At 56.4% G+C, this 23,595-nt stretch carries 20 protein-coding genes and 1 riboswitch; of the genes, 16 read left to right on the top strand and 4 right to left on the bottom strand.

Annotated features, from left to right (window positions below; all coding sequences use genetic code 11):
* Positions 1-5 precede the first annotated feature (5 nt).
* On the top strand, positions 6-1,439 hold the full coding sequence (locus OGV83_RS06990) for an anion permease (protein ID WP_071259654.1): 1,434 nt from the start codon (positions 6-8) through the stop codon (positions 1,437-1,439).
* Positions 1,440-1,523: 84 nt separating this feature from the next.
* The gene (locus OGV83_RS06995; protein ID WP_286463329.1) at positions 1,524-3,782 is read left to right on the top strand and encodes a hydratase; all 2,259 of its coding nucleotides are present in this window, start codon (positions 1,524-1,526) and stop codon (positions 3,780-3,782) included.
* A gap of 72 nt (positions 3,783-3,854) precedes the next feature.
* Here the strand turns inward: OGV83_RS06995 and OGV83_RS07000 are convergent, their stop codons facing one another.
* Positions 3,855-5,138, bottom strand: a complete 1,284-nt coding sequence (locus OGV83_RS07000; protein ID WP_012133211.1) for a putative acyl-CoA thioester hydrolase — start codon at positions 5,136-5,138, stop codon at positions 3,855-3,857.
* Positions 5,139-5,369: 231 nt separating this feature from the next.
* Between OGV83_RS07000 and hutI the strand changes: the two genes are divergently transcribed.
* From hutI to hutH, 5 genes are all read left to right on the top strand, one after another.
* Positions 5,370-6,593, top strand: coding sequence for an imidazolonepropionase (gene hutI / locus OGV83_RS07005; RefSeq protein WP_047463727.1), 1,224 nt, complete (start codon positions 5,370-5,372; stop codon positions 6,591-6,593).
* A complete protein-coding gene (hutG, locus tag OGV83_RS07010; protein ID WP_275148023.1) occupies positions 6,590-7,531 on the top strand; it encodes a formimidoylglutamase in 942 nt (313 codons plus the stop codon). The genes hutI and hutG overlap by 4 nt, the downstream gene beginning before the upstream one ends.
* Before the next feature lie 88 nt (positions 7,532-7,619).
* The gene (locus tag OGV83_RS07015; protein WP_012133207.1) at positions 7,620-8,339 is read left to right on the top strand and encodes a histidine utilization repressor; all 720 of its coding nucleotides are present in this window, start codon (positions 7,620-7,622) and stop codon (positions 8,337-8,339) included.
* Between the two features lie 139 nt (positions 8,340-8,478).
* Positions 8,479-10,164, top strand: a complete 1,686-nt coding sequence (hutU, locus tag OGV83_RS07020; RefSeq protein WP_286463330.1) for a urocanate hydratase — start codon at positions 8,479-8,481, stop codon at positions 10,162-10,164.
* 1 nt (position 10,165) lies between these two features.
* Positions 10,166-11,686 carry a histidine ammonia-lyase gene (gene hutH / locus OGV83_RS07025; RefSeq protein ID WP_012133205.1) on the top strand — a complete coding sequence of 507 codons (1,521 nt, stop codon included), beginning with the start codon at positions 10,166-10,168 and terminating at the stop codon, positions 11,684-11,686.
* A gap of 105 nt (positions 11,687-11,791) precedes the next feature.
* On the opposite strand, the gene OGV83_RS07030 is transcribed toward hutH, so the two are convergent.
* Both OGV83_RS07030 and bioA read right to left on the bottom strand, forming a co-directional pair.
* A complete protein-coding gene (locus OGV83_RS07030; RefSeq protein ID WP_049010068.1) occupies positions 11,792-12,268 on the bottom strand; it encodes a kinase inhibitor in 477 nt (158 codons plus the stop codon).
* 65 nt (positions 12,269-12,333) lie between these two features.
* A complete protein-coding gene (bioA, locus tag OGV83_RS07035) occupies positions 12,334-13,623 on the bottom strand; it encodes an adenosylmethionine--8-amino-7-oxononanoate transaminase (protein ID WP_286463332.1) in 1,290 nt (429 codons plus the stop codon).
* An 86-nt stretch (positions 13,624-13,709) separates the two neighbouring features.
* Here bioA and bioB point away from each other — a divergent pair, with 86 nt between their 5' ends.
* The 5 genes from bioB (at position 13,710) to uvrB (ending at position 19,911) form a co-directional block, all read left to right on the top strand.
* Positions 13,710-14,750 (top strand): biotin synthase BioB, encoded by a 1,041-nt coding sequence (gene bioB / locus OGV83_RS07040; RefSeq protein WP_012133202.1) that lies wholly within the window; start codon positions 13,710-13,712, stop codon positions 14,748-14,750.
* Positions 14,747-15,901 (top strand): 8-amino-7-oxononanoate synthase, encoded by a 1,155-nt coding sequence (gene bioF / locus OGV83_RS07045; protein WP_286463333.1) that lies wholly within the window; start codon positions 14,747-14,749, stop codon positions 15,899-15,901. The genes bioB and bioF overlap by 4 nt, the downstream gene beginning before the upstream one ends.
* On the top strand, positions 15,888-16,643 hold the full coding sequence (gene bioC / locus OGV83_RS07050; protein ID WP_153258246.1) for a malonyl-ACP O-methyltransferase BioC: 756 nt from the start codon (positions 15,888-15,890) through the stop codon (positions 16,641-16,643). The genes bioF and bioC overlap by 14 nt, the downstream gene beginning before the upstream one ends.
* Entirely contained in the window at positions 16,636-17,322 is a 687-nt protein-coding gene (gene bioD, locus OGV83_RS07055; RefSeq protein ID WP_049008951.1) for a dethiobiotin synthase, read from the top strand. Before bioC ends, bioD begins: the two co-directional genes overlap by 8 nt.
* A gap of 567 nt (positions 17,323-17,889) precedes the next feature.
* On the top strand, positions 17,890-19,911 hold the full coding sequence (uvrB, locus tag OGV83_RS07060) for an excinuclease ABC subunit UvrB (RefSeq protein WP_047457991.1): 2,022 nt from the start codon (positions 17,890-17,892) through the stop codon (positions 19,909-19,911).
* A gap of 102 nt (positions 19,912-20,013) precedes the next feature.
* Here uvrB and yvcK read toward each other — a convergent pair whose 3' ends face one another.
* Entirely contained in the window at positions 20,014-20,922 is a 909-nt protein-coding gene (yvcK, locus tag OGV83_RS07065) for a uridine diphosphate-N-acetylglucosamine-binding protein YvcK (protein ID WP_024130513.1), read from the bottom strand.
* Between the two features lie 286 nt (positions 20,923-21,208).
* A riboswitch (molybdenum cofactor riboswitch) is annotated at positions 21,209-21,355 on the top strand.
* On the opposite strand from yvcK, the gene moaA reads away from it, so the two are divergent.
* The 4 genes from moaA (at position 21,343) to moaD (ending at position 23,595) form a co-directional block, all read left to right on the top strand.
* Positions 21,343-22,332 carry a GTP 3',8-cyclase MoaA gene (gene moaA, locus OGV83_RS07070; RefSeq protein ID WP_024130512.1) on the top strand — a complete coding sequence of 330 codons (990 nt, stop codon included), beginning with the start codon at positions 21,343-21,345 and terminating at the stop codon, positions 22,330-22,332. Its footprint overlaps the riboswitch before it by 13 nt.
* A gap of 24 nt (positions 22,333-22,356) precedes the next feature.
* Entirely contained in the window at positions 22,357-22,869 is a 513-nt protein-coding gene (moaB, locus tag OGV83_RS07075; protein ID WP_047457988.1) for a molybdenum cofactor biosynthesis protein B, read from the top strand.
* Between the two features lie 2 nt (positions 22,870-22,871).
* Positions 22,872-23,357, top strand: a complete 486-nt coding sequence (moaC, locus tag OGV83_RS07080) for a cyclic pyranopterin monophosphate synthase MoaC (RefSeq protein WP_012133192.1) — start codon at positions 22,872-22,874, stop codon at positions 23,355-23,357.
* Complete coding sequence (gene moaD / locus OGV83_RS07085; protein WP_286463334.1) at positions 23,350-23,595, top strand: molybdopterin synthase sulfur carrier subunit; 246 nt, start codon at positions 23,350-23,352, stop codon at positions 23,593-23,595. Before moaC ends, moaD begins: the two co-directional genes overlap by 8 nt.

The raw sequence follows: 23,595 nt of genomic DNA on the forward strand, positions 1-23,595 counted from the left end.
AAAAAATGAATAAAAAATCCATATGGAAGCTAATTATTATATTAGCGATCCCGTGTATTATTGGCTTAATTCCCGCGCCAGCCGGTCTGAGTGAACTCGCCTGGGTTCTCTTTGGCATCTATCTTGCGGCAATCGTGGGGCTGGTGATAAAACCGTTTCCCGAACCCGTTGTATTATTGATTGCCGTCGCGGCATCGATGGTCGTGGTCGGAAATTTAAGTGAAGGGGCGTTTAAAACGACCAGCGTGCTCAGCGGTTATGCCTCTGGAACGACGTGGCTGGTATTTTCTGCGTTTACGTTAAGCGCCGCGTTTGTCACTACTGGCCTGGGCAAACGCATTGCGTATATTCTGATTGGTAAGATTGGGAATACCACGCTGGGGCTGGGCTACGTTACGGTTTTTCTCGATCTGGTTCTCTCTCCGGCAACGCCGTCAAACACGGCGCGCGCAGGCGGCATTGTTTTACCTATCATCAACAGTGTGGCCGTCGCGCTGGGTTCAGAGCCTGAAAAAAGCCCCCGTCGTGTCGGTCATTACTTAATGATGTCCGTGTATATGGTCACGAAAACGACCAGTTATATGTTTTTTACCGCAATGGCAGGGAACATACTGGCGCTGAAAATGATCAACGATATTTGCCATCTGCAATTAAGCTGGGGGGGATGGGCGCTGGCAGCAATGGTGCCGGGTATCATTATGTTACTGGTGACGCCGCTGGTGATTTATACCATGTACCCACCGGAAATTAAAAAGGTTGATAATAAGACGATCGCGAAAGCCGGGCTTCAGGATCTCGGGCCAATGAAAGGGCGTGAGAAATTACTGCTGGGTATTTTTGTCCTCGCGCTGTCAGGCTGGATTTTCAGTAAACAACTTGGCGTGGATGAATCAACCGTTGCGATTGTGGTGATGGGCGCGATGTTGTTACTGGGCGTGGTGAGCTGGGATGATGTCGTTAAAAATAAAGGCGGCTGGAATACATTAATCTGGTACGGCGGTATCATTGGCTTAAGCTCTTTATTATCGAAAGTGAAGTTTTTTGACTGGCTGGCTGAACTGTTTAAAAACAATCTCTCTTTTGATAATCATGGTAACGTGGCGTTCTTCGTCATTTTGTTCCTGAGTATTATTGTCCGTTATTTCTTTGCCTCCGGTAGCGCTTATATTGTGGCGATGATGCCGGTATTCGCCATGCTGGCGAATGTCTCTGGCGCGCCATTAATGCTAACCGCGCTGGCCTTATTATTCTCCAACTCTTATGGCGGAATGGTCACGCACTATGGCGGTGCCGCTGGCCCGGTTATTTTCGGGGTCGGTTATAACGATATTAAGTCCTGGTGGCTCGTCGGCGCGGTTCTGACCATCTTAACGTTCCTGGTACATATCACGGTTGGTATCTGGTGGTGGAACATGTTGATTGACTGGAACATGTTGTAATCAACCGTCAGCGTTCATTTTTATTATTAATGACATGGTCTGTTGTCCGTGCATGGAAACATGCACGGCAATGTGGAGTAATGAATGATTAAGTTATATGACAAAGGGATTTATCTCTCCGGTAACAATGAGATAATTGCAGAAGAACAATATTACGGTAATGTACAAAAAGAGGAAGCCAAAAAAGGCACCATCGCATGGTCCATTCTTGCGTCTCATAATACGTCAGGAAATATGGATAAACTTAAAATCAAGTTTGATTCGTTAACCTCCCACGATATTACCTATGTAGGCATAATTCAGACCGCGAAAGCGTCCGGGATGGCGCGTTTTCCATTACCTTATGTTCTCACAAACTGTCATAACTCATTATGCGCCGTTGGTGGAACCATTAATGGCGATGATCATCTTTTTGGACTCTCCGCCGCGCAGCGCTATGGCGGTATTTATGTGCCGCCCCATATTGCGGTCATCCACCAATATATGCGCGAGATGATGGCGGGCGGTGGAAAAATGATTTTAGGCTCAGACAGCCACACGCGCTATGGCGCGCTGGGGACGATGGCCGTAGGGGAGGGCGGAGGTGAACTCGTCAAGCAACTGTTGAATGATAGCTGGGATATCGATTATCCGGGCGTCGTGGCGGTATATCTGACGGGAAAACCGGCGCCAGGCGTTGGCCCGCAGGATGTGGCGTTAGCCATCATTGGCGCCGTATTTAAAAATGGCTATGTCAAAAATAAGGTCATGGAATTTGTGGGGCCGGGCATTAGCGCAATGTCCACGGATTTCCGTAACAGTGTTGATGTCATGACCACGGAGACGACCTGCCTGAGTTCGGTGTGGCAAACGGATGATGAAACCCGTAGCTGGCTGGCGTTACATGGCCGTGAATCGGACTATCGACAGCTGAATCCGCAGCCAATGGCCTGGTACGATGGCTGTATTTATGCTGATTTGAGCACAATTAAGCCGATGATCGCGCTACCTTTCCATCCGAGCAATGTGTATGAAATCGACACGTTAAATGAGAATTTGACGGATATTCTGCACCAGGTAGAAATTGAGTCTGCACGCATTGCCCGTGGGAAAGCCAAAATCTCGCTGCTGGATAAAGTTGAGAAGGGAAAATTAAAGGTTCAGCAGGGAATTATTGCTGGATGCTCAGGCGGTAACTATGAGAACGTCATTGCGGCGGCGAATGCGTTGCGCGGTAAATCGTGTGGTAACGAGACGTTCTCACTCGCGGTTTACCCCTCTTCACAGCCTGTATTTATGGATCTGGCGAAAAAAGGCGTGGTGGCCGATTTAACTGGCGCGGGCGCAATCATCAGAACCGCTTTCTGCGGCCCATGCTTTGGCGCTGGCGATACGCCCGTTAACAACGGGCTGAGCATTCGCCACACCACCCGTAACTTCCCGAACCGTGAAGGTTCGAAACCGGGTAATGGTCAAATGTCCGCGGTTGCGCTGATGGATGCGCGTTCTATTGCGGCGACGGCAATAAATGGGGGCTATCTGACCTCCGCCGCTGAACTGGACTGCTGGGAAAACGTTCCTGACTATGCGTTTGATCCCACTCCGTACAAAAACCGTGTCTATCAGGGTTTTGTTAAAGGGGCGACGCAGCAATCGCTCATCTATGGCCCGAATATTAAAGACTGGCCGGCGCTGGGGGCGCTGACGGAAAATATTCTGCTCAAGGTGGCGTCAAAAATTCTTGATGAAGTCACAACGACGGATGAGCTGATCCCGTCCGGGGAGACCTCGTCTTTCCGCTCAAACCCGGTTGGTCTGGCGGAGTTCACCCTGTCACGCCGCGATCCAGACTATGTTGGCCGAAGCAAAGCAACCGCGACGCTGGAAAAACAGCGTCTGGCAGGCGAGGTGAGTGAGCTGGAGCCGGTCTTTGCCCGTATTCGCACTATTGCGGGCCAGGAAAACACCGATCCGTTAGCCACCGGGATTGGCAGCATGATTTATGCCGTTAAGCCGGGAGACGGTTCCGCGCGTGAACAGGCGGCAAGCTGTCAGCGCGTGATTGGCGGTCTGGCGAATATAGCTCAGGAGTATGCGACGAAACGCTACCGTTCGAATGTGATCAACTGGGGAATGTTGCCGCTGCAAATGGCGGGTGAGCCTGGGTTTGACGTCGGGGATTATATTTACATTCCTGGCGTCCGTACGGCGCTGGATCAATGCGCAACCACCTTAAAAGGCTATGTGATTCATGACGATGAAATCACGGAAATCAGTCTGTATCTGGAAAGCCTGACCGCCGAGGAACGTGAAATTATCAAAGCGGGAAGTCTGATTAATTTCAATAAAAACCGTCAGATGTAAAAAAAGGTCGTCACGCCCGGCGTGACGACCTTTTCTCTTTTATCTGGCCTGAAGAATAATCGTCAGCAGATATTATTGCTTCGGTTCGGCAACCACTTTACTGCCTAAACCCCGGTTGTTGTATTCCCACATCCGGTTAAAGTTCGTGTCGTTCAGGTTACGCTGTACCTCGTCTTTATCATCCTTCGCGCCAGTATTCCCGGCAAAAGGACGTTTGGAGATAACGGCGTCAGCCCACGGTTTCGCCATATTGAACCCTTCGTTAATCACGCTATCGCGGATAACGACCTGACCGTTGGTGTTGGCATCCACATCCAGCGAACGCCCCAGTTGTGCGACGCCATCACCTGCGGCGGTAAAGCGGCTGTTGGTGGCGAGGAAACCGTAATAAATATTCGACAGCGTTGCCGGAGCGAAAACATACGCTTCCTGCTGGGTACGGGAGTTCACCACGCGGAAATCGGTGTTATCGAACACCACTGCGCCGCGACCGGAAACCATATCCACATCCCCTTCAATGTAACTGTTCGTCACCAGCGTGCGTGGTTGGCGATCGTTTTGCAGGCGGTTCTGTACGCCGCTGTTGGTCACGAAGAAGGTATTCTGGCGACCCAGAATGTTCACTTTATTAATCTGCACTTTGTCGCCGTCAGTGCGTAAGGCCACTGCCGGATGGTTGCCGGCGTCAACGCTGTCACCGAGATTGTTTTCGATGGTCAGATTTTGTAACTGCAAGCCGTCATTCTGTGACCAGACCACCGCAGAACACATCACGCCAATGCTGGCGCCGCGTTTGCTCTGGCAGTTATCAAACATATACCACGCAGGTTTGCCCGGCATGTATTTACCGCCCGGGTTCACTGAACGACGCCAGTCGGTCGTGCTCATTTCGCCGTCAATCGCCTGGCCGATTTTCACATCAATCGCGTTCTCGCCCGTACCGTACAGCGTCAGGCTGCCAGGCGCCGCCGGGATATACACGGTTCCCTGATACTCGCCCGGCATAATGGCGATGTACAGACGCTTGCTGCTGCGCTGCGTAATTGCTGCATCTACCGCCGCCTGAATGGTGGTGTGCGTCACGCCTGGCGTGCCAGCCGGGCCGACAACGAAGTCAGGTTGCGCAGGCAGCGTAATGGCGGAAGGCGTCCACGGCGCCGTATTCGGCGTCAGTGACGAGAAATAGTGTGCAGCAACGAAATTCTGCGCTTCGTTCGCCGACAGGATCGGACGCGAGGAGGTGCCTGGCGCGGTCTGATCGGATGGGATTTGATCGGGCGGCGTAGAGCTACAGGCGGTCAGCGTCACGCCAAAAGCCAGTGCCAGCGCCAGACGGGAAACCGAAAATGTGTTCACAGGTTGCTCCGGGCTTTGAAAGTTAAATTAATTCCATTGAAGCCTGCTTTTTTATACTAAGTTGAGCGAAACGGGAAGGTGAAAAGGTAAAAAGTTCTTTTTTAGACGCCGCGCACCCGATGTTCCAGGCAAGTACATCACAAATAAATAACATTCATGGCCTGTAAGATTGACAACCCCGGCAGAATAAAAAATAAATGTATAGACAACCCATGACAAGTGATGAACCCAATGGCGCAACTTTTACCTGATGACACGATCTGGCGGAATGGCCGACTGGCGACGATGGATACTGAACGCGGTAGCCCTTATGGGATGGTGGACGATCATGCGCTTGTCGTCCGCCAGGGCCGGATTCTGGATATTGTGCCTGCGTCGTCGCTCAACGCCGCGCACCGCAATACCGTGGATCTGCAAGGCCGACTGGTCACGCCCGGATTGATTGACTGTCACACCCACCTGATTTTTGGCGGCACGCGCGCCGGGGAGTGGGAGCAGCGGCTTAACGGCGTGTCGTACCAGCAGATCAGCGCGCAGGGCGGCGGTATCAACGCGACTGTCGCCGCGACCCGGACGGCCTCTGAAGATGAACTTTTAACTGTTGCGCGCGCGCGGATGGCGCGATTGCTGCAAGAAGGCGTTACGTTGCTGGAGGTGAAATCCGGCTATGGCCTGAATTTCGCCACGGAAGAGAAAATGTTGCGCGTTGCCGCTGCGCTGGCGCATGAAAACAGGGTGGAAATCAGTCCTACCCTGCTGGCGGCACACGCGACGCCAGCAGAATACCGTGACGATCCCGACGGCTATATCACGCTGGTTTGCGAAAGTATTCTGCCCGGATTATGGGCAAAAGGGCTGTTTGAGTCGGTGGATCTTTTCTGTGAAAGCGTGGGGTTTAACCTGGCGCAGAGTGAGCGGGTATTTCAGGCCGCTCAGGCGTTGGGCATTCCGGTAAAAGGGCACGTTGAGCAGCTCTCCTTGCTGGGGGGCGCACAACTGGTGAGTCGTTATCAGGGGTTATCCGCCGACCATATTGAGTATCTGGATGAGGCTGGCGTGGCGGCGATGAGTCGCAGCGGCACCGTGGGCGTTCTGCTGCCGGGGGCGTTTTATTTTCTCAAAGAGACGCAGCGCCCACCGGTGGCGTTGCTCCGCCACTATGGCGTGCCAATGGCGGTTGCAACGGACTTTAACCCCGGCACCAGTCCGTTTATCAGTTTGCATCTGGCGATGAACATGGCCTGCGTACAGTTTGGCTTAACGCCGGAAGAGGCGTGGGCGGGCGTGACGCGGCATGCTGCGCGCGCGCTGGGGCGGCAGACGACGCATGGGCAATTGAAAGCGGGATATGTCGCTGACTTTGCCGTATGGGACGCTGAGCTTCCGGTTGAAATCCTTTATGAACCGGGGCGTAACCCGCTCTGTCACCGTGTATTCAGAGGTGAAGTAACATGACGCAATGGCAACCCGCATCCCCCACGCTCTGGCAGGGGCGTGATGACAGCGCCGAGGCGGCTAACGCGCTGCGTCTCTTTCAGACGGTGACGCGCAGCCCGACGTTTTCTCCCGAAATGTATCGTGAAAAAATTGCCTTACTCGGCTTTGCCTGTGACGAAGGCGTGAAGCGAAACCAGGGGCGGCCTGGCGCTGCTGGCGCGCCGGATGCCCTGCGCCGGGCGCTGGCGAACCTGGCCTCTCACCACGGCCACGATCGGCTGGTGGATTTAGGCAACATTATTGCGCAAGCCCCCGATCTGGAAGGCGCGCAGCAGGCGCTTCGCGATGCGGTACGGCGCTGCCAGCAGGCGGATATGCGCACGTTTGTGCTAGGCGGCGGACATGAAACGGCGTTTGGGCATGGCGCGGGGCTGCTTGATGCGCTCCCGCATGCCAGAGTCGGCATTATTAATCTTGATGCGCATCTGGATCTGCGCCGGGCTGACCACGCCACCTCCGGTACGCCGTTTCGCCAGTTGGCGCAATTATGCGATGAACAACAGCGTGAGTTTCATTACGCCTGTTTTGGCGTCAGTCGGGCGGCAAATACGCAGGCGTTATGGGATGAGGCGCAACAACGCGGAGTGACCATCGTAGAAGACGTGGATTGTGATACCGCTCAGGCGCCGTTGGCGCAGGTTATCGACAGCGTGGATAAGATCTACCTGACCATCGATCTTGATGTGCTGCCCGCCTGGGAGATGCCCGCAGTGTCTGCGCCCGCAGCGCTCGGTGTGCCGTTGGCGACGGTGATGCGGCTTGTTGATGCCGTTTGTCGCAGCGGTAAGCTACAGGCGGTGGATATGGTTGAATTTAATCCGCGCTTTGACGATGATGGCAACGCAGCGCGTGTTGCGGCACGCCTCGGCTGGCAAATCGCACACGGGTGGCGTTAATCGCGATGTTTGTCCGGCACAAAATCGCGTTACAGGCCGGATAATGCCATCCGGCAAATAAAATCATACGCTTAAGGAAGGCTTACGCATGCTCCCATCCCGTTCTGCCCCTGTGCCTTTCTATGAAAAGGTCAAACAGACGATCAGCGACAACATCGCCAGCGGCGTCTGGCGCCCGCATGACCGTATTCCCTCGGAAGCGGAACTGGTGGCGCAATTTGGCTTCAGCCGGATGACAATCAACCGGGCGTTGCGGGAATTAACGGATGAAGGGCTGCTGGTGCGTTTACAGGGCGTCGGCACATTTGTGGCGGAACCGAAAGGGCAGTCCGCGCTGTTTGAAATTCGCAGCATCGCCGATGAAATCGCCGCCCGTCACCATCAGCACCGCTGTGAGGTGCTGACGCTGGAACAGACGCAGGCGAATGCGCTTCAGGCCACTGCCCTGAATGTGCGTGAAGGCACGCTGATTTTTCATTCGGTGATGGTGCACTATGAAAACGATCTGCCGGTGCAGATTGAGGATCGCTGTGTGAATGCCGGCGTTGTACCGGATTATCTGGCGCAGGATTACAGCCAGACCACGCCTCATGCATACCTGTCGCTGATCGCCCCGCTAACGGAAGGGGAGCACATTGTGGAAGCCGTGCGCGCCACGGCGGAAGAGTGCGCGCTGCTGAACATTAAGGAGCACGATCCCTGCCTGTTAATTCATCGACGCACCTGGTCTGCGTCGCACATTGTTTCTCACGCTCGCCTGCTTTTCCCCGGTTCTCGCTACCGGTTGCAGGGCCATTTTATGTCCTGAATGACGGCGCGATAAAAAGCGTGATTGCTGACGCAATATAACAAAAATGTATCTCAGTTGTTAAAATCAGCCTTGCGACAAGTTGTATAGACAAGTATATGTTACTTATCTGTCCGATCATCGTAAGGAGTCTGGTGTCATGCCTCAAAGCAAGTATCGTCAGCAGGATATCCGCGCCCCGAGGGGAACAACCCTGACGGCAAAAAGCTGGTTAACCGAAGCGCCGCTGCGCATGTTAATGAACAACCTCGATCCCGATGTTGCCGAGAATCCGCATGAACTGGTGGTTTATGGCGGCATTGGCCGCGCAGCGCGCGACTGGGAGAGCTATGACGCCATCATCAATGCGCTGACCAAACTGGAGGCCGATGAAACCCTGCTGGTGCAGTCCGGTAAACCGGTCGGCGTGTTTAAGACCCACGAAAACGCGCCGCGTGTCCTGATCGCTAACTCCAACCTGGTGCCGCACTGGGCGACCTGGGAACATTTCAATGAGCTGGACGCCAAAGGGCTGGCGATGTACGGCCAGATGACCGCCGGAAGCTGGATCTACATCGGCAGTCAGGGCATCGTGCAGGGCACCTATGAAACCTTCGTTGAAGCAGGACGGCAGCACTATCAGGGGAATTTGTCCGGGCGCTGGGTGCTGACCGCCGGGCTTGGCGGTATGGGCGGCGCGCAGCCGCTGGCCGCGACGCTGGCGGGGGCGTGCTCGCTGAATATCGAATGCCAGCAAAGCCGTATCGATTTCCGTCTGCGTACCCGCTACGTCGATGAACAGGCCACCTCGCTGGACGACGCGCTGGCGCGAATTGAAAAATATACCCGCGAAGGTAAAGCCGTCTCCGTTGCGCTGTGCGCCAACGCGGCGGACGTCGTGCCGGAACTGGTAAAACGCGGCGTTCGCCCGGATCTGGTGACCGACCAGACCAGCGCGCACGATCCGCTGCACGGTTATCTGCCCTCTGGCTGGCGTTGGGAGGAGTATCAGGCGAAAGCGGCGTCAGATCCACAGGGCACGGTACAGGCGGCGAAACGCTCAATGGCGAAGCACGTACAGGCGATGCTGGCGTTCAGTGAAATGGGCGTCCCGACCTTCGATTACGGCAACAATATCCGCCAGATGGCGAAAGAGATGGGCGTAGAGAACGCCTTTGATTTTCCTGGGTTCGTTCCGGCCTATATCCGCCCGCTTTTTTGTCGGGGGATCGGCCCATTCCGTTGGGTGGCGCTTTCCGGCGATCCAGAAGATATTTATAAAACTGATGCCAAAGTCAAAGAGATTGTGGCGGATGACAAACATCTGCATCACTGGCTGGATATGGCGCGCGAACGTATTAACTTCCAGGGCTTACCGGCGCGTATTTGCTGGGTGGGGCTGGCGTGGCGGCAAAAGCTGGGTCTGGCGTTTAACGAAATGGTACGCCGTGGAGAGGTCTCCGCGCCGATCGTCATTGGCCGCGACCATCTGGATTCCGGCTCCGTCGCCAGTCCAAACCGGGAGACGGAAGCGATGCGCGACGGCTCTGATGCGGTATCCGACTGGCCGTTACTGAACGCGCTGCTCAATACCGCCAGCGGTGCGACCTGGGTTTCGCTGCATCATGGCGGCGGCGTCGGCATGGGGTTCTCGCAACATGCCGGAATGGTGATTGTCTGCGACGGCACCGACGAGGCGGCAGCGCGTATCGCCAGAGTGCTGCATAACGATCCGGCGACAGGCGTGATGCGTCATGCTGACGCCGGGTATGAGATTGCGGTTGAATGCGCCGCAGAACAAGGGCTGAACTTGCCGATGATCGCGGCTACTCAAGGAAAACGCTGATATGAATACGCTTACGTTAACGCCGGGTCATCTGAGTTTTGCGCAGCTTCGCGCCGTCTGGCAGCAGCCAGTGCAACTGCGTCTTGATAGCAGCGCGGTTGACGGTATTAATGCCAGCGTCGACTGCGTGAACAATATCGTCGCCGAGGGGCGCACGGCCTACGGTATCAATACCGGTTTTGGTCTGCTGGCGCAGACGCGCATCGCCACGGAGGATCTGCAAAACCTGCAACGTTCGCTGGTGCTCTCCCACGCGGCGGGTATTGGCGAGCCGCTGGACGACGCGATGGTGCGTCTGATCATGGTGCTGAAAATCAATAGCCTGGCGCGTGGTTTCTCGGGCATTCGCCTGAGCGTGATTGAAGCGCTGATTGCGCTGGTCAACGCAGAAGTCTGGCCGCTGATCCCGGCGAAAGGTTCTGTAGGGGCATCGGGCGATCTGGCGCCGCTGGCGCATATGTCGTTGACGCTGCTTGGCGAAGGGAAAGCCCGCTGGCAGGGGGAGTGGCTTCCGGCGAAAGAGGCGTTGAAAAAGGCCGGACTGGAACCGATCACGCTGGCGGCAAAAGAGGGACTGGCGCTGCTGAATGGCACCCAGGCCTCCACCGCCTTTGCGCTGCGTGGGCTGTTCGAAGCGCAGGCGTTGTTCGCCTCTGCGGTGGTCTGCGGGGCGTTAACCACCGAAGCCGTTCTGGGGTCGCGCCGACCGTTTGATGCGCGCATTCATGCCGCGCGCGGTCAGCGTGGGCAGATTGACGCCGCCGGGCTGTTCCGCCACGTTCTGACGGAGACCAGCGCGATAGCACAGTCGCACCATAACTGTGAAAAGGTGCAGGACCCGTACTCGCTGCGCTGTCAGCCACAGGTGATGGGCGCGTGCCTCACACAACTGCGTCAGGCGATGGAGGTGCTGCTCGTTGAAGCCAACGCCGTTTCGGATAACCCACTGGTGTTTGCCGAAGAGGGGGATGTGATTTCCGGCGGTAACTTCCATGCCGAACCGGTGGCGATGGCGGCGGATAATCTGGCGCTGGCGATTGCGGAAATCGGCGCGTTGTCGGAAAGGCGCATCGCGCTGATGATGGATAAACATATGTCGCAGTTGCCGCCTTTCCTGGTGAAAAACGGCGGCGTCAACTCCGGTTTTATGATTGCGCAGGTGACCGCTGCGGCGCTGGCCAGCGAGAACAAAGCGCTGGCGCATCCGCACAGCGTGGACAGCCTGCCGACGTCGGCCAATCAGGAAGATCATGTGTCGATGGCGCCCGCTGCGGGTCGGCGACTATGGGAAATGGCGGCAAACACGCGTGGGGTCATTGCGGTAGAGTGGCTGGCGGCCTGTCAGGGGATCGACCTCCGGGAAGGATTAACCTCAAGCCCGCTGCTGGAGCAGGCGCGAAAAGCGCTGCGCGAGCAGGTGCCGCATTATACTCAGGACCGTTTCTTCGCGCCGGATATTGAGTGCGCGACCGAACTGCTGGCGCGCGGGGACTTGTTCCGGTTATTACCTGATTTCTTGTAAAAAAATGCCGGATGGCGCTGACGCTTATCCGGCCTACGGCGCTGGGTGTCAGGTGCCGCAGGCCGGATAAGACGCTTTAGCGTCGCCATCAGGCAACAACGGCACTTAGCTGAACATTGCGGTAATCGACGCGCTGGCGAGCGAATGGAAATGGACGTTAAAGCCCACCATCGCGCCGCTGGCGCCTGCATCGACATCAATGCGCTCCACATCCAGCGCGTGAACGGTAAAGATGTAGCGGTGCGTTTCCCCTTTCGGCGGAGCTGCGCCGCCGTAGCCTGCTTTACCAAAATCGGTGCGTGTCTGGAGAGTCCCTTCCGGCATCGCCACCAGGCCGGAACCAAACCCTTGCGGCAGTACGCGGGTATCGGCTGGCAGGTTGGCGACAATCCAGTGCCACCAGCCTGAGCCGGTTGGCGCATCGGGATCGTAGCAGGTCACGACAAAGCTTTTCGTACCGGCGGGCACCTCGTCCCAGGCCAGATGCGGAGAGATGTTGTCCCCATCATAGCCCATGCCGTTAAACACATGGCGATGGGGCAGTTTTTCCCCGTCGCGCAGGTCGTTGCTGATAAGTTTCATACCGCCTCCATTAATCTACTGATTAGCAAGGAAGTGTAGCCAGAACCGCTACAGCTTACCGCTGATTAATGGATAAAAAATGTTTCATTGCGCACAGCGTCGTTCACCGCCTGCGTCAGACGATGCAATTGTTCCGGCTGGATGATATAGGGCGGCATCAGGTAGATCAGTTTACCGAACGGGCGCACCCAGACGCCTTGCCCGACAAAGAAACGCTGTAACGCCGCCATATTGACCGGGTGCGTGGTTTCCACGACGCCGATGGCGCCGAGTACGCGCACGTCAGCGACCCAGGACGATGCGCGCGCGGGCGCTAATTCCTGGCGTAACTGCGTTTCAATCATCGCCACCTGCTGCTGCCACTCGCCCGTTTCCAGCAGGGAAAGACTGGCGCAAGCCACGGCGCATGCCAGCGGATTGCCCATAAAGGTCGGGCCATGCATAAAGCAACCGGCTTCACCGTTGCTGATGGTTTCAGCGACCAGACGGGTGGTTAACGTGGCGGAAAGCGTCATCGTACCGCCGGTGATGGCCTTACCGAGACACAAAATATCCGGCGTAATGTCTGCATGTTCGCAGGCAAACAGTTTACCTGTGCGGCCAAATCCGGTGGCGATCTCATCGGCAATCAGCAGAATCCCTTCGCGATCGCACATCTTGCGGATGCGGCGAAGCCACTCCGGGTGATATATCCGCATCCCGCCTGCGCCCTGGACAATGGGCTCCAGAATCACCGCCGCAATCTCATGCCGGTGCGCCGCCATCAGGTGGGCAAAGGCCACCATATCCCGCTCGTCCCATTCGCCATCCATCCGGCTTTGCGGGGCGGGGGCAAAGAGGTTTTCCGGCAGATAGCCCTTCCACAGGCTGTGCATTGAGTTATCTGGATCGCATACCGACATCGCGCCGAAGGTGTCTCCGTGATAGCCGTTGCGAAAGGTCAGAAAACGCTGACGAGACTCGCCTTTCGCCTGCCAGTATTGCAGCGCCATTTTCATCGCCACTTCCACCGCTACCGAACCGGAGTCCGCCAGGAACACGCACTCCAGCGCTTGCGGCGTCATCGCCACCAGCTTGCGACACAGGTTGACCGCAGGGGCATGGGTAATGCCGCCAAACATCACATGCGACATGGCGTCAATTTGCGTTTTCATCGCGGCGTTGAGCTGTGGATGGTTGTAACCGTGGATCGCCGCCCACCATGACGACATGCCGTCGATCAGACGGTCGCCGTTGGCCAAAATCAGTTCGCAACCCTCGGCGCGCGCAACCGGATAAACCGGGAGTGGGGAGGTCATGGAGGTATAGGGATGCCAGATATGGCGTTGGTCAAAGGCAAGATCGTCCGTTGTCATAATCGACTTGTAAACCAAATTAAAAACATTTAGGTTTACGAGTCTACACCGAATCAAGAATTAACAACACCCTTTGGAGAGGCCCTATGGCTCACCACCCACGCTGGACATTGTCGCAAGTTACCGAATTATTTAATAAACCGCTGCTGGATCTGCTATTTGACGCGCAGCAGATCCATCGTCAGCATTTCGATCCGCAACAGGTACAGGTCAGCACGCTGCTGTCGATTAAAACCGGCGCCTGCCCGGAAGACTGCAAATATTGCCCGCAGAGTTCTCGCTATAAGACGGGGCTGGAAGCGGAACGTCTGATGGAAGTGGAGCAGGTGCTGGACTCCGCGCGCAAAGCGAAGAACGCCGGTTCAACCCGTTTCTGCATGGGCGCGGCATGGAAAAACCCGCACGAGCGCGATATGCCGTATCTGGAACAGATGGTGCAGGGCGTGAAGGCGATGGGGCTGGAAGCCTGTATGACCCTCGGCACGCTCAATGAATCTCAGGCGCAGCGCCTCGCCAACGCCGGGCTGGATTACTACAACCACAACCTGGATACCTCCCCGGAATTTTACGGCAACATCATCACGACCCGTTCGTATCAGGAACGTCTTGATACGCTGGACAAAGTGCGTGAAGCGGGGATTAAAGTCTGCTCTGGCGGTATCGTTGGCTTAGGCGAAACGGTTAAAGATCGCGCCGGGCTGCTGTTGCAACTGGCGAATTTGCCGACCCCGCCGGAGAGCGTGCCTATCAACATGCTGGTGAAGGTCAAAGGTACGCCGCTGGCGGATAATGAGGATGTGGATGCGTTTGATTTCATCCGCACGATCGCTGTCGCGCGCATTATGATGCCAACCTCATACGTGCGTCTTTCTGCGGGTCGCGAACAGATGAACGAGCAGACGCAGGCGATGTGCTTTATGGCGGGGGCGAACTCCATCTTCTACGGCTGCAAGCTGCTGACCACGCCGAACCCGGAAGAAGACAAAGATCTCCAGCTGTTCCGCAAACTGGGGCTGAATCCGCAGCAAACGTCGGTGCTGGCTGGCGACAACGAACAGCAACAGCGTCTGGAACAGGCGCTGATGACCCCGGATACAGACGACTATTACAACGCGGCAGCAGTATGACCTGGCAGCAAAAAATCGACGATGCGCTTACGGCGCGTCGTTCTGTCGATGCGTTGCGTCGCCGCTATGCGGTGGCGCAGGGGGCAGGGCGTTGGCTGGTGGCTAACGAACGCCAGTATCTGAATTTCTCCAGCAATGACTACCTCGGTTTAAGTTACCATCCGCAGATTATTCGCGCCTGGCAACAGGGTGCGGAGCGCTTTGGCGTAGGCAGCGGCGGCTCCGGCCACGTCAGCGGCTACTCCGTGGCGCATCAGGCGCTTGAAGAGGCGCTGGCAGGCTGGCTTGGCTATTCGCGGACGCTGCTGTTTATCTCTGGCTTTGCGGCGAATCAGGCGGTTATCGCCGCGCTGATGGCGAAAGACGATCGGATTGTCGCGGACCGTCTCAGCCACGCCTCATTGCTGGAAGCGGCAAACCTCAGCCCGGCGACGCTTCGCCGCTTTACCCACAACGATCCTCAACACCTGGCGCGCCTACTGGACGCCCCGTGCGGCGGGCAGCAGCTGGTGGTGACAGAGGGCATATTCAGTATGGACGGCGACGGCGCGCCGCTGGCGGAGATCCACCGTGTCGCACGGCAGCGTAACGCCTGGCTGCTGGTGGATGATGCGCACGGTATTGGCGTTACGGGCGATGAGGGGCGCGGAAGCTGCTGGCGACAGCAGGTCAAACCTGAACTGCTGATTGTGACGTTTGGCAAAGGCTTTGGCGTCAGCGGGGCGGCGATTCTCTGCTCTGAAAGCGTTGCGGATTATCTGTTGCAGTTTGCCCGCCATCTGATCTACAGCACCAGTATGCCGCCGGCCCAGGCGCAGGCGCTGAGCGCGGCGCTGGCGGTGATCCGAAGCCCGGAAGGCGCAGATCGCCGGGAAAAACTGGCTGCGTTAATTCAGCGCTTCCGTTCGGGCGTTAAGGCCAGCGATTTTACGCTGGCAAATTCGCACAGTGCGATTCAGCCACTGATTGTCGGAGATAATGCGCGCGCGTTACGGCTGGCGGATACTCTGCGGGAGCAGGGATGCTGGGTGAGCGCGATCCGACCGCCTACCGTTCCGGCCGGTACTGCCCGGTTGCGCCTGACGCTCACTCAGGCGCACGAAGCGCAGGATATTGATCGCTTACTGGAGGTGCTGGATGGCGCAGGTTGATAAGCAGGCGATTGCGGCCGCGTTTGGGCGCGCCGCGTCGCATTATGAACAGCACGCTGAACTGCAACGCCAGAGTGCGGACGCGCTGTTGGCGCTGCTGGCAGGGCGCGAATGTGCGCACGTTCTGGACGCCGGTTGTGGGCCAGGGCGGATGAGCCGCTTCTGGCGAGAGCAGGGATGCGAGGTTACGGCGCTCGATCTCTCGGCGCAAATGCTGGATGAGGCGCGTCGTCAGCAGGCTGCTCACCATTACCTTGCGGCGGATATCGAAGCCATCCCGCTGGCGGCGGCGCGGTTTGATTTGGCATGGAGCAACCTGGCGGTGCAGTGGTGCGGCGACTTGCGCGGCGCGCTAAGCGAACTGTATCGCGTGGTGCGTCCTGGCGGCGTGGTGGCGTTTACCTCGCTGGCGCACGGATCGCTGCCGGAACTGCGTCAGGCCTGGCAGGCGGTAGATAACCGGGGGCATGCCAACCACTTTTTGTCGCCGGAGACGATCGGCAATGCAATGCGCGGCTGGCGCGTCCGTCAGCAGATCCAGGCGATCACCCTGTGGTTTGATGATGCGCTCAGCGCGATGCGTTCGCTTAAGGGCATTGGGGCGACGCATCTGCACGAGGGGCGTGAACCGCGCGTGTTAACGCGTTCGCAGTTGCGACAGTTGCAGTTGGCCTGGCCGCAGCAGCAGGGGAAATATCCGCTGACGTATCAGCTTTTTTTGGGAGTCATTGAACGTGATTAAACGGTATTTTGTCACCGGGACGGACACTGAAGTCGGAAAAACGGTCGCCAGTTGCGCCCTGTTACAGGCTGCCGCGCAGAGCGGCTTTCGGACGGCAGGCTACAAGCCCGTGGCGTCGGGCAGCGAGATGACGGCGCAGGGGCTGCGCAATAGCGATGCCCTGGCGTTACAGCGCAACAGCACGCTGACGCTGGCCTATGAAGCGATCAATCCCTACACCTTTGCGGAACCGACCTCGCCGCACATTGTGAGCGCAGAGGAGGGGAGACCCGTTCAGGCCTCGGTGATGTCCGCCGGTTTACGCACGCTGGAACGGCAGGCCGACTGGGTGTTAGTGGAAGGGGCGGGCGGCTGGTTTACTCCGCTTGGCGAAACGCTGACGTTTGCCGACTGGGTTGCGGCGGAGCACCTGCCGGTGATTCTGGTGGTGGGCGTGAAGCTTGGGTGTATCAATCATGCCATGCTGACGGCGCAGGCCGTGCAGCAAGCCGGGCTGACGCTTGCCGGGTGGGTAGCCAATGACGTGACGCCGCCCGGAAAGCGCCATGCGGAATACATGGCGACGCTAACGCGGGTGATTACGGCTCCTCTGCTGGGCGAAATCCCCTGGCTTTCCGGGAAGGCGGAAAGTGCATCAACAGGACAATATCTCGACCTGACGCGCCTGAAGGCGGTGTAAAACAGGTGAAAATGCGAGCAGGATCTCGCCTGCCGCCCGCGTTTCGTTAGCTGATAAAAATCAAAAAAAAGCGATAATTTTTTTTTAGCCCCTCATCAAGGGGCGTCCGCGCGATTTTGCCAGGCGGCAGTCCATACGGGCTGGACGCAGTTATCCACCATTCCTGTGGATAACCTTGTGTATTAGAGTTAGAAAACACAACGTAAGCGAGAGAAGACGCGGCCTGCGACTAAATTGATGCGAAAGGCGTCTTAAGTAAATAGTGCTTATGAAACAATTTGTTAGATAAAAGCAATGGCTGTAAGGAAAGTGTCACGGGTTGCCACAAATCTTTCATCACACATCTTGACAAGTGTTAAAAAAGTCTTTGGTTTGGGGATAACCGCATCTCACTGGTTTTTTATCTCGTCAGGGTCTACATTTTACGTCGCAATGCCGGGTGTTATCCCTTATTTGAGTAATACCTTAAGTCACTACTGTTTTTTCATCCAGTATATTTTGCTGGCAATATTAGCGGCTCCGGGTAAAATTAGTGTCCTGCCCGCCCATTCCTTCAGGTAGCTGCCCATGAGTAAACCGTTCAAACTGAATTCCGCTTTTAAACCTTCAGGCGATCAGCCGGAGGCGATACGTCGTCTGGAGGAAGGTCTTGAAGATGGTCTGGCGCACCAGACGCTGTTGGGCGTAACGGGATCAGGGAAAACGTTCACCATCGCCAATGTGATTGCCGATTTACAGCGCCCGACGATGGTGCTTGCGCCCAATAAAACGCTGGCGGCCCAGTTATACGGCGAAATGAAAGAGTTCTTCCCTGACAACGCGGTGGAATATTTCGTCTCTTACTATGACTACTATCAGCCAGAGGCGTATGTGCCCAGCTCCGACACCTTTATCGAAAAAGATGCGTCGGTGAACGAACACATAGAACAGATGCGACTGTCGGCGACCAAGGCGCTGCTTGAGCGGCGGGACGTTGTGGTCGTGGCTTCGGTTTCCGCTATCTACGGTCTGGGCGATCCCGACTTATACCTGAAGATGATGTTGCACCTGACGGTGGGGATGATCATCGATCAGCGCGCTATCCTGCGCCGTCTGGCGGAGTTGCAATATACCCGCAACGATCAGGCCTTCCAGCGCGGCACTTTCCGCGTACGCGGCGAGGTCATCGACATCTTCCCGGCGGAGTCTGACGATATTGCGCTGCGGGTTGAGCTGTTTGACGAAGAGGTTGAACGTCTGTCGCTGTTTGACCCGCTGACCGGGCAGGTTGAATCGACTATCCAGCGCTACACCATCTACCCGAAAACGCACTACGTTACGCCGCGCGAGCGCATCGTACAGGCGATGGAGGAGATCAAAGACGAACTGGTGGACAGACGCAGGATCATGCTGGAAAACAATAAGTTGCTGGAAGAACAGCGCTTAACCCAGCGTACGCAGTTCGATCTGGAAATGATGAACGAGCTGGGATATTGCTCGGGGATTGAAAACTACTCCCGCTACCTTTCCGGGCGCGGGCCTGGCGAGCCGCCGCCGACGCTGTTTGATTATCTGCCTGCCGATGGCCTGTTAGTCGTGGATGAATCTCACGTCACGATTCCGCAAATCGGCGGGATGTTTCGTGGGGACAGGGCGCGCAAAGAGACGCTGGTGGAGTACGGTTTCCGTCTGCCGTCAGCGCTGGATAACCGTCCGCTAAAATTTGAAGAGTTTGAAGCGCTGGCCCCGCAAACCATCTACGTTTCCGCCACGCCGGGCAACTATGAGCTGGAGAAATCCGGCGGCGAGGTGGTGGATCAGGTGGTGCGTCCCACCGGGCTGCTGGACCCGATCATTGAAGTTCGGCCGGTGGCGACGCAGGTTGATGATCTGCTCTCTGAGATCCGCCTGCGGGCGGCGATTAACGAACGTGTGCTGGTGACGACGCTGACCAAGCGAATGGCGGAAGATCTTACCGAATATCTCGAAGAACACGGCGAGCGCGTACGTTACCTGCACTCGGACATCGATACCGTTGAGCGTATGGAAATCATTCGTGATTTGCGTCTGGGCGAGTTTGACGTGCTGGTGGGGATCAACCTGTTGCGAGAAGGGCTGGACATGCCTGAGGTCTCGCTGGTGGCGATTCTGGACGCAGACAAAGAAGGGTTCCTGCGCTCAGAGCGTTCGCTGATTCAGACCATCGGCCGTGCGGCGCGTAACGTCAACGGGAAGGCGATCCTCTATGGCGATAAGATCACCCCGTCGATGGCGAAAGCGATAGGCGAAACCGAACGTCGTCGCGAGAAACAGCAGTTATACAACGAAGAGCACGGTATCGTTCCGCAGGGGCTGAATAAGAAAGTGGTCGATATTCTGGCGCTGGGTCAGAACATCGCGAAAACCAAAGCGAAGGGCAAAGGGAAGTCCCGCGCAGCGGCGAAATCGGGTGTGGTTGAGATGGATATGACGCCGAAAGCGTTGCAGCAGAAAATTCATGAGCTGGAAGGTCAGATGATGCAGCATGCGCAAAACCTGGAGTTTGAAGAAGCCGCAGAGATCCGCGACCAGTTGCATCAGCTACGTGAGCTGTTTATCGCGGCGTCCTGACGATGCCGGATGGCGACGTAAAGCGTCTTATCCGGCCTACGGTTGTGCCGCCTGTTGTGTGTAGGCCCGGTAAGCGAAGCGCCACCGGGCAAATCTGAACGCTTACCCCAACGCCTGTATCGCTTTCTCCAGCGCGTTATGCAGCAGCTGTCGGTCATGGCGATACGGAATATCGCTGGCTTCCAGCACTTCCTGAATCACAATCCGGCCCGTCACCGCCGAGGCATCTACTTTCGGGCCAACCACAATGGCGTCGATAACCTGTTTCCCGACGTATTGCTCCATAATCGCCAGTTTGTCGACAAGCGTTAAGCTGGCGGCGGGCAGACTCAATTCGCGCCCCAGATTACCGATATAGACCATCGGCGCCGGAGTACGGCGCAGCGCCTGCGCCAGCTCATCAAGCAGCAGAATCGGCATCAAACTGGTGTAGAAACTTCCGGGGCCAATCAGAATCAAATCGGCTTCGCTAATGGCCTGCACCGCTTCCCGGGTGGTGGGGACTTTCGGTGACAGCATCAGCTCCTGCGGCGGCGTCGCCAGTTGATCGATATTCACTTCGCCGTATACTTCATGCCCCTGATCGTCGATGGCCATCAGGTCTACCGGCAGCTCCGACATAGGGATTAAATGCGCATCCACCTTCAACAAATTGCGAATTAAATTTATCGCTTCGAGAGGCCGCACGCTCAGGTGATCCAGCGCCTTTAACATCAGATTTCCGAGGTTATGGCCGGAAAGTTCACCATTACCGCCAAAACGGTACTCAAACATCGCCGACGCGACGCTGGGTTCGGTAATTAACTGGTTCAGACAGTTGCGCATATCGCCCCAGGCGATGCCCCCTTCAGAGCGGCGAATACGGCCTGTGGAACCCCCGTTATCGGTAGTGGTGACAATACCGGTCAGGCGTGAGCCTAATGAAGAAAGTGAAGAGAGAACGCGTCCTAATCCATGCCCTCCGCCGAGAGCGACAACACGATCCAGGTCTGCCAGCGTACGATTGCGCATACAAATTCCTAATATCAGAGATACTGCGCTACAGTAGCGCAAATAGCGCCTTTTCAGCAATTAGCCAACGAACAACGATGGAAAATAAATCCATCCCCTCTACCTCTTTCGGATAGGGTTAGCCTGATGGCTAACTGATGTATATCAATGCAAAAGTGTGATTTTTGCTTATTCTGTAGCGAAATAGCACGATCATGACGCTATATACATGATTATATAGCGTAAAGTGGGAATGGCAAAAATGCTATTTACACGCTAGTATCGGCATAACCACCTTTTTAAGCGATGCTTAAAAAGACACTCTAGCCTCTACGCCTGTGTCAAATTGATATGGTGTTTTGGCCGTGACAAGCCTCGAAAGAGTTTGCCACCAGGGCGCAGGAAGAAATGACTCCGCCTCCCGTATTTGGAAAGGTGTACATGGCCTCACAACTTACCGATGCTTTCGCACGTAAGTTTTATTACTTACGTCTGTCGATTACTGATGTGTGTAACTTTCGTTGCACATACTGCCTGCCGGATGGCTACAAGCCTGGCGGTGTCACCAATAACGGCTTTCTGACCGTCGATGAAATTCGCCGTGTGACGCGCGCGTTTGCCAGTCTGGGCACCGAAAAAGTGCGCCTTACCGGCGGTGAACCGTCGCTGCGTCGCGACTTTACCGACATCATTGCCGCCGTGCGTGAAAACGACGCGATTCGCCAGATTGCGGTGACCACTAATGGGTATCGTCTGGCGCGTGATGCGGCGAACTGGCGCGACGCGGGTCTGACGGGAATCAACGTCAGCGTCGATAGCCTCGACGCCCGTCAGTTTCACGCCATTACCGGGCAGGATAAATTCCAGCAGGTGATGGCGGGCATTGACGCCGCGTTTGACGCCGGTTTCGCAAAGGTCAAAGTGAACACCGTGTTGATGCGCGATGTGAACCATCATCAACTGGACACCTTTCTCGCCTGGATTCAGGCACGCCCCATTCAACTGCGCTTCATTGAACTGATGGAGACGGGAGAGGGGAGCGAACTCTTTCGTAAACACCATATTTCTGGACAGGTGCTGCGTGATGAACTGCTGCGTCGCGGTTGGATTCATCAGCTGCGCCAGCGCAGCGACGGCCCGGCGCAGGTTTTTTGTCATCCTGACTATGCCGGTGAAATCGGTCTCATCATGCCGTATGAAAAAGATTTCTGCGCCACCTGCAACCGTCTGCGCGTTTCCTCGGTCGGTAAACTCCATCTTTGCCTGTTTGGCGAAGGCGGCGTAAGCCTGCGCGACCTGCTGGAAGACGATGCACAGCAACATGCGCTGGAAGAACGCATTTCAGCCGCGCTGCTGGAGAAAAAGCAGACCCACTTCCTGCACCAGAACAATACCGGTATTACGCAAAATCTATCGTACATAGGCGGTTAACGCCTTAACGGACAAGGAGTTTTTATGAGTCAGGTAAGCGCTGAGTTTATCCCTACCCGCATTGCTATTCTTACGGTTTCCAGTCGTCGCGGCGAAGAAGACGACACTTCCGGTCATTTTCTGCGCGACGCCGCGCTGGAAGCGGGGCATCAGGTCGTGGACAAAGCCATCGTTAAAGAGAACCGCTACGCTATTCGCGCGCAGGTTTCCGCGTGGATCGCCAGCGATGACGTTCAGGTGGTGCTCATCACCGGCGGCACCGGGCTGACCGATGGCGATCAGGCGCCGGAAGCGTTACTGCCGCTCTTTGATCGCGAAGTCGAAGGGTTTGGCGAAGTGTTCCGCATGTTGTCGTTTGAAGAGATTGGCACATCGACCCTGCAATCGCGCGCGGTGGCCGGCGTTGCCAACAAGACGCTGATTTTTGCGATGCCGGGCTCCACAAAAGCGTGCCGCACCGCCTGGGACAACATCATCGCGCCGCAGCTTGATGCTCGCACACGCCCGTGTAACTTCCACCCACATTTGAAGAAATAAGTATGTCGCAACTGACCCATATTAATGCCGCTGGCGAAGCGCACATGGTGGACGTCTCCGCCAAAGCGGAAACCGTACGTGAGGCGCGCGCCGAAGCGTTTGTGACGATGCGCAGTGAAACGCTGGCGATGATTATCGACGGCAGTCACCATAAGGGCGATGTTTTCGCGACCGCGCGTATCGCCGGTATTCAGGCGGCTAAACGTACCTGGGAGCTGATCCCGCTGTGCCATCCGCTGTTGTTGAGTAAGGTCGAAGTGCAATTGCAGGCGGAACCCGAACACAACCGGGTACGCATTGAATCGCTGTGTCGCCTGACGGGGAAAACCGGCGTGGAGATGGAAGCGCTGACTGCCGCTTCCGTGGCGGCATTGACGATCTACGACATGTGCAAAGCGGTGCAAAAAGATATGGTGATTGGCCCGGTGCGCTTGCTGGCGAAAAGCGGCGGTAAGTCTGGTGATTTTAAGGTGGATGCGCATGATTAAGGTTCTGTTTTTCGCTCAGGTGCGTGAACTGGTGGGAACGGATGCGTTAGAGGTCGCCGCCGATTTCCCAACCGTAGAAGCGCTGCGTCAGCATCTGGCGGCGCAAAGCGATCGCTGGGCGCTGGCGCTGGAAGACGGCAAGCTGCTGGCCGCCGTCAATCAGACGCTGGTCAGTTTTGAACATCCGCTGACGGTGGGTGATGAAGTGGCCTTTTTCCCACCGGTGACAGGAGGCTGA

It is taken from the genome of Citrobacter sp. CK189 (genome assembly GCF_030333505.1).
GTDB classification, from domain to species: Bacteria; Pseudomonadota; Gammaproteobacteria; order Enterobacterales; family Enterobacteriaceae; genus Citrobacter_B; species Citrobacter_B koseri.